The sequence below is a fragment of the Endozoicomonas sp. SESOKO1 genome, assembly GCF_024606265.1.
Lineage (GTDB): Bacteria > Pseudomonadota > Gammaproteobacteria > Pseudomonadales > Endozoicomonadaceae > Endozoicomonas.
Genome location: NZ_JAHHPP010000030.1, coordinates 1 through 7,628, shown reverse-complemented (window position 1 = coordinate 7,628; position 7,628 = coordinate 1). Strand labels below are relative to the sequence as shown.

6 protein-coding genes are annotated in these 7,628 nt (G+C 51.9%); 1 reads left to right on the top strand and 5 read right to left on the bottom strand.

Going from position 1 to position 7,628, the window contains the following annotated elements; genetic code table 11:
- Positions 1-53 precede the first annotated feature (53 nt).
- Positions 54-935 (top strand): transposase, encoded by an 882-nt coding sequence (locus KDK13_RS01810; RefSeq protein ID WP_257283068.1) that lies wholly within the window; start codon positions 54-56, stop codon positions 933-935.
- Positions 936-1,054: 119 nt separating this feature from the next.
- Here the strand turns inward: KDK13_RS01810 and rlmB are convergent, their stop codons facing one another.
- From rlmB to KDK13_RS01785, 5 genes are all read right to left on the bottom strand, one after another.
- Positions 1,055-1,789 carry a 23S rRNA (guanosine(2251)-2'-O)-methyltransferase RlmB gene (gene rlmB / locus KDK13_RS01805; RefSeq protein ID WP_257283067.1) on the bottom strand — a complete coding sequence of 245 codons (735 nt, stop codon included), beginning with the start codon at positions 1,787-1,789 and terminating at the stop codon, positions 1,055-1,057.
- 67 nt (positions 1,790-1,856) lie between these two features.
- Positions 1,857-4,475: a ribonuclease R gene (gene rnr, locus KDK13_RS01800; RefSeq protein WP_257283066.1), complete on the bottom strand. Its 2,619-nt coding sequence runs from the start codon at positions 4,473-4,475 to the stop codon at positions 1,857-1,859.
- Between the two features lie 264 nt (positions 4,476-4,739).
- Entirely contained in the window at positions 4,740-6,032 is a 1,293-nt protein-coding gene (locus tag KDK13_RS01795; RefSeq protein ID WP_257283065.1) for an adenylosuccinate synthase, read from the bottom strand.
- A 27-nt stretch (positions 6,033-6,059) separates the two neighbouring features.
- Positions 6,060-7,259 (bottom strand): ATP phosphoribosyltransferase regulatory subunit, encoded by a 1,200-nt coding sequence (locus tag KDK13_RS01790; protein ID WP_257283064.1) that lies wholly within the window; start codon positions 7,257-7,259, stop codon positions 6,060-6,062.
- 103 nt (positions 7,260-7,362) lie between these two features.
- Positions 7,363-7,557: a DUF2065 domain-containing protein gene (locus tag KDK13_RS01785; RefSeq protein ID WP_066017448.1), complete on the bottom strand. Its 195-nt coding sequence runs from the start codon at positions 7,555-7,557 to the stop codon at positions 7,363-7,365.
- Between the last annotated feature and the right edge of the window lie 71 nt (positions 7,558-7,628).

Below are 7,628 nucleotides of genomic sequence, written 5' to 3'. Positions count from 1 at the left end.
GGTCCGAATAGATCGAAAACTCCGGCTGGCAGTCCTACCAGTGTCCTCAACATGTGACGGTTGATTTCCAGCAAAGTCAAATCAATTTGCCAAAACTCAAGGGAATCAAGGCGAAATTGCACCGCCCTTTTGTCGGCAAGGTGAAAACAGTAACAGTCAAGCGATCACCGTCCGGTAAGTACTTTGCCAGCGTTTTGGTAGAGGATTCTGCCATTGATCCAGTACCGGCGTTGATTGAGCCGGAACATGCCGTTGGTCTCGATGTTGGACTGACCTCGTTTCTGATCGACAGTGAGGGAAACAAAACAGACAATCCAAAGTTACTGAAAGCATCGCTTATTCGCCTTGCCGTTGAGCAAAAGAAATTATCCAGAAGGAAAAAAGGCTCAGGTAACAGGGCAAAACAGAAACGGATAGTCTCCATCATTCATGAAAAGGTGGCCAACCGCCGCCGTGATTTTATCCATCAGGTGACAGCAAGACTGGCTGACAAAAACCACGCAACCACCTTTGCAGTTGAAGACCTGAATATCAAAGGCATGATTAGGAACCGGAAGCTGGCCAGAGCAATACAAGATGCCAGTTGGGGTATGTTTCTGACGACACTGGACTATAAGTGCCGCTGGAATGGCAAGAACCTTCTTAGAATCGGGCGGTTCCAGCCAAGCTCCAAACTGTGTAATTGCTGTGGCTATAAAATGGAGTCTATGCCGTTGTCCGTCCGTGAGTGGAAATGCCCAAGTTGCCATTCAGTGAATGACCGGGACACGAACGCCGCACGGAATATAAGAGATATTGGTTTAGCTGATTCGCTGGGACACAGCGGTTGTATAAAGAGTTCCCCTGTAGATTGTCCTGTCCGCGCAGGTTCTACAGCGAAAGGTGTTGAGTATTCTCAGCATGGGTCGCAAGAAGCCCCCACCATAGCCGCTTAGCGGTGGGGCGGCCATCCGCTTGGTGGTGGGAGTATGTCACAGTCCAATAGGCAAACTGGCCTGGTGAATTTATTCAAAGGCAAGTTTCACTGATATCCGATGAAACTGGCTGGGTACAGTCATTGCCTCTGCCGAACCGCCTCAAATAAACACACTCCGGTAGCAACCGACACATTAAGGCTACTCACAGAACCGGCCATTGGAATAAAAATCAGCGCGTCACACAGGTCTCTGGTCAGGCGGCGCATCCCTTTTCCTTCTGCGCCCATGACCAATGCCAGGGCGCCGGTTAAATCTGACTGATAGAGATTGCCGGAACTCTCACCTGCCGTACCAATCATCCAGATACCTCGCTCCTTAAGCCAACCCATGCTCCGTGCCAGGTTGGTCACCTGGATCAGAGGTACATTGTCGGCCGCACCACAGGCCACTTTGGTTGCTGTGGCATTGAGACTGGCCGACTTATCCTTGGGCACAATAACCGCATGTACTCCGGCTGCATCGGCAGTTCGCAGGCAGGCTCCCAGGTTGTGTGGATCAGTAACGCCATCCAGAATCAGGAGAAATGGCGGTTTATCCAGCCCATCAAGAATATCCTCCAGATCCTCTTCCCGGTAAACCCGGGCCGCAGAGACTCTGGCCATAATACCCTGATGAACACCCTCCGCTTTGGCATCGAGACGACTGCGCTCGATAAATCGGACAGAAACGCCCTGATCCCTGGCCTGGTCAACCAGGGCATTGATTCGTTTATCCGTACGCCCTTTCTGAACCTGAAGTTCTAATACTCTTTCGGGTGACCGTTCAAACAGGCTCTGCACCGCATGCAGGCCAAATACTACGTCATTGCTCATTGAATTCTCATCTGAAAGCCTTAACAGGCCATAGAGCGGGATTTTAGCAAAACTGGAAGGACAGGAGTTATTGCTGATGTTTATTACTGATCTTCCGTTTACGGGGCTGCCTGCCCGTTGGCTTTGATGCTTTGGCGGAGTCAGACTTCTGGCTGCCGCTTTTTTTCTTACTGGCCACTTTCTTTTTGCCAGAGGCGGTTGGCTTGCCCTTTTTGTCCCTGGTGTTGGTAGATTTCCTGCCTTTCGGCTTACGACCTGATGGCTTGCCGTCCTCAGAAGCGTTTTTAGCGGATGAAGCGCCTTTCCCTTTTTTAGCCGCCTCTTCAGCAGCCCTGGCTTCCCTGAGCAGTTTTGCCTTGGCCGCCGCCGATTTAAATCGACTGCCCAGTGCGGCGCTTGTGGATGAACGGGACTTTTTTGCAGAACCGGATTTGCCGGATGATTTTCTTCTTCCCGGCTTGCTGAGGGCTGACAGCAGTTCAAAGTCGATCTTCTTGTCATCCAGATCCACCTTACTGACCATCACCTCCAGTTCATCGCCCAGACCAAACCGGCGGCCTGTCCGCTCACCGCGCATGCAGTGATGTACATTGTCGTAAATATAGTAATCATCCGGAAGACTGGTGACGTGTACCAATCCCTCGACATAGACATCTTTCAGCTCAACAAACAGCCCGAATCCAGTGACTGAAGAGACAATGCCGCTGAAAGTCTGGCCAATATGTTGCTGCATATAGTCGCACTTCAGCCAGTCCATGGCATCGCGGGTTGCCAGGTCAGCCCGCCGCTCTGTCGCGGAACAGTGCTCTCCCAGTGATTGAATATCACCGGCGTTATAGGGGTAGATGCGCTTTTCAGGTATGGGGCTGGCACCCACACGAACCACATGCCGGGAGGGAATCTCTGAGCGAATAATGTGACGAATCGCCCTGTGTACCAGCAGGTCAGGGTAACGCCGGATGGGCGAGGTAAAGTGTGCATAAGCCTTAAAGGCCAGGCCAAAATGCCCCTGATTATCACCACTGTAGACCGCCTGGCTCATTGAGCGCAGCACCACGGTCTGAATCACATGGTAGTCAGGACGATCTTTGACCTTAAGCAACAATGCCTGAATATCACGGGGGGTAATTTTTCCGGCGGGAATTGCCTGACCCAGACTGCCAAGAAAGCTGTTCAGGTTCAGCTTCTTCTCCAGTGTCGGCCCTTCGTGCACACGGTAAAGTCCCGGGAGTTTATGCTTTTCCAGAAACCTGGCCGCGCACACATTGGCACACAGCATACATTCTTCAATCAACTTATGGGCGTCATTGCGCTCCCTTGGCACAATCTGCTCAATCTTGCGGTGGCGACCAAAAATAATCTGGGTCTCTACCGTATCAAAATCAATCGTACCCCGCTCTGCCCGCACGGATACCAATGTTTTGTACAGCGAGTGCAGATGCTCAAGGTGTGGAACTAATGGCTTATACTGTTTCCGTAGCTCCCGGCCTTCATCGCTGAGGGATAACATGTCCCAGACTTTGGTATAGGTCAGACGGGCATGGGAGCGGAAAACGCTCTCATAGAATTTGTAGCCGGAAATCTTGCCTTTGCCACTGATAGTCATTTCACAGACCATGGCCAGCCGGTCCACTTCGGGGTTCAGGGAACACAGACCATTGGACAGAACCTCTGGCAGCATGGGAATCACATGCCCCGGGAAGTACACCGATGTCCCCCGGTTAGCCGCTTCCTTATCCAGCGCCGAGCCAGGCTTCACATAATGAGACACATCGGCAATGGCGACAAACAGTCGCCAGCCGCCGCCTTTTTTCGGCTGACAATAAACCGCATCATCAAAATCACGGGCATCTTCACCGTCAATGGTGACAAACGGCGTTTCCCGTAAATCGACCCTGAAGTTCTTATCGGATTCAGCCACCTCGGCAGTAAAACCACTGCACTGTTTTTCTACCGCTTCCGGCCAGTCATAAGGGATATTATGGGTGCGAACAGCGACTTCAACCTCCATGCCGGCATCGGCTCTGCCACCCAGAATTTCCTTGACAATGCCCATAGGCATGTTGCGACGCCCTGGCTGCTGGGTAATCTCCAGCAGAATATACTGGCCTTCTGTTGGCATCAGCGGGCCCGGCTGGACAATAATTTCCCGGCTGATACGGGGGTTTTCAGGTACCATAAAGGCCGCACCAGATTCTGTGTAGTAGCGACCGACAACCTGTGTCGTATTTCTCTCAATCACTTCAACCAGCTGACCTTCCCTGCGGCCACGATGATCGACGCCTGATTCACGCACAACCGCACGGTCACCATCAAACAGCTGTCGCATCTCACGGGGGGAAAGGTAGAGATCCTCGCCATCCCCATCGGGCATTAAAAAGCCAAATCCATCCTTATTTCCCTGGACCACGCCTTTAATAAGATTCAGCTTACTGATCAGGGCAAAGGCATTCTTGCGATTTTGCAGCAGCTGACCATCGCGAATCATCGCCTTGAGGCGAAACATCAGTGCTTCTTTCTGTTCTTCGTCTTTTATACCCAGTTCACGACATAACGCCTGATGGCTGATCGGTGCACCTTTCTGCTCAAGGTATTCCATGATGTACAGACGACTGGGGATCGGGTTTTCATAGCGCTCTGCTTCGAGAGATGCCTGACTATCCTGGCTTTTCCACCCTTTTGACATGGGGTTATTGCACCTCTTTATTGCTCAAGTTATTGCTCAAGTTATGGCTATGGCTCAGAGCTGTCTTCAGCTTGGGTCGTGGTAAAAGGAGAAACATTGAATCCATTCTGTATTAGTACATGCATCAGCGAGTCAATGCAAAGAGGGTGGCTAAAATAAAGTGTCATTAAAAGAATAGCCGATTCATCCAGTGATAAACCGGCTATTTTTTTCAGGAAAGTCAGAGTCTGTTGATGCCTGATCTCAAGACGCTGACTCTGACAATCAGGCAAACGGCTGACGAAGGACAATAGTTTCTACACGGTCAGGTCCGGTAGAAATAATATCAATCGGCGCACCGGTTACCTCTTCAAGACGCTTGATATAAGCCAGCGCATTGGCAGGCAGCTCATCAAGGCTCTTTACACCAAAAGTAGACTCGTTCCAGCCCGGCATTTCCTCATAAACAGGCTGCACCGACTCGTACTCTTCCACATCAACAGGCGTGGTAATGGACTCACCATCAGCATTCTTGTAATCCACGCAAATGCGGATCGTTTCAAGACCATCAAGCACATCCAGTTTGGTCAGACAGAGTCCACTGATGGAGTTGATTTGAATAGCCTGTCTCAGCGCCACGGCATCAAACCAGCCGCAACGGCGTGGACGGCCGGTAGTGGCGCCAAACTCATTACCGACTTTGGCCAGATGGCGACCATTTTCATCATCCAGCTCAGTGGGGAAGGGGCCGGAACCAACACGGGTAGTGTAAGCCTTGGTAATACCCAGTACGTAATCCAGGTAAAGCGGGCCAAAACCAGAACCCGTAGAGGTACCACCCGCGGTGGTGTTGGAGGAAGTGACAAATGGGTAGGTACCGTGGTCGATATCCAGCAGGGAACCCTGGGCACCTTCAAACAGAATATGATCACCGCGCTCATGATGCTCATGCAGACGGTCGGGAACACGATCAATCATCGGGATCAGTTCCCTGGCCATGGTCAGCGTGTTATCCAGAACGGTCTGGTAATCAACGGCTTCTGTCTTGTAGTAGTTTTGCAGGGCAAAGTTGTGATAATCCATCACCTCTTTCAGCTTTCTGGCAAAACGTTCAGGGTGCAGCAGGTCAGCAACCCGTAAACCTCTGCGCGCCACCTTGTCTTCATAGGCGGGACCGATACCACGACCTGTCGTACCGATTTTGGCTTCACCACGGGCCAGCTCACGTGCCTGGTCCAGTGCTGCATGGTAAGGCAGAATCAGAGGACAGGCCGGACTGAGCTTAAGACGCTCACGAACCGGAACACCGGTTTCTTCCAGCTGCTTCATCTCTTTCAGCAGCGCTTCAGGAGACAGTACAACCCCGTTACCGATGTAACAAACCACATCTTCCCGCAGGATTCCGGAAGGAATCAGGTGCAGAACGGTTTTCTTACCATTAATAACAAGGGTGTGTCCGGCATTATGGCCGCCCTGGAAGCGAACAACGGCTTCAGCCTGCTCTGTCAGCAGGTCGACAATCTTGCCTTTACCTTCATCACCCCACTGGGTGCCAAGTACGACAACAGTCTTACCCATGGAATCGGTCTCTTAGTGTCAATGCAATTATAAAGGTTCAACCAACCATTCGCCGTTATGGCAGATCAGCTGGTGGTTGCAACCCATGCCCGCTGCTTCTGTCTTTTGCCCGGGCAGTTGGTGAACGACCCGCTTTCCCTGCCGACGCAGGGACTGGACTATGGCAGCATCCGCATCAACAGGGGCAAAAATGGTCGTACTTTCTGTACAGTCACCTGTACTTTCTGTGTTCAGTTCCAGCAAAGTCCTGAGCTCCATAAGAGCTTTGAGATCAGTGCTGAAACCTGTTGCAGGACGTGATCGGCCAAAGGCTTCACCGATCCCGTCATAGCGTCCGCCTTTAGCGATTGCCTGTCCCTGACCGGGCAGGTAAGCGGCAAAAACGACACCTGTATGGTAGTTGTAACCCCTGAGCTCTCCCAGGTCGAAATAGAAGCCAACACCTGGATAGAGTTTGGTAATCTCTCTGGCAATTAACCCAAGTTTATCCAGTGCAGCGGCCACTCCCTCAGGGGCATCAGCCAGTTCGTATCTGGCCCGTTCCAGTATTTCAGGGCCACCTGCCAGGTTGGGCAGGGTTTTCAGCATTCTGGAGCATGCTTCACTGATATTCCACTGATTGACCAGCTGTTCAACTTCAGAGATCGCTTTTCGCTGCAGGGCATCAAAGAGCTCCTGTTCCTGATCCCCCGATAGTCCGGCCTGAGACGCCAGCAAGCGGTATATCTGCACATGACCGAGATCAAGACTGACTGAATCTGCATACACCTGAGCCAGGGTTTCCAGCATCAGGGAAATCACTTCCAGGTCGCTTTCAACACCGGAGTGACCGTACAGCTCTGCACCTATCTGGATCGGTGACCTTGAAGCTCCCAGAGAGGCCGGTCGGGCATGAAAGACACTGCCCGCATAACAGAGCCTTACTGGACCATCGACTTTCAGGGTATGCGCATCAATTCTTGCCACCGCAGGCGTTGTATCTGCCCTTAGCCCCATGGTTCTGCCGGTCAGTTGGTCGGTGACCTTGAAGGTTTGCAGATCAAGGTCATGACCGACACCTGCCGTCAGTGACTCGATAAACTCCAGATGGGGAGGAATCACCAGCTGGTAACCCCAGCGGTCAAACAGGTCGAGCATGTCGCGCCTTAACTTTTCCGCACAACGGGCCCTGCCGGGAAGAATTTCCTCAATTCCATCAGGCAGCAGCCAGCGATCAGCGACGGTCATAACTGTCTCTCTTTTTGTTGATATCGTTCCTGTGGAAGTTTTTTCTTCGCTCCTTCCCTGCCACGTCACACCCGGCTATTGGCAAGTTTCCAGAGCGAAGTGGCTAACCATTGATCAGATACAGTAAAGCCACACCCACCAGCATGCTGATCAGACCGGCAATTCTGAGCTGCCGGTCATCAATTTCAGCCAGTCGGCTCACTAATTGTCGCCAGCGCTGTGGGTAAAGAAACGGCACAACTCCCTCAAGCACCAGCATCAGGCTGAAAGCAATCAACAATTGCTGCCCAAAGTCCATTGTCTATTCTCCGCTTATCCCGCAGCCACTTGCTCAATTGAGGCCACACACGAAAAAACCGGGCGAAGCCC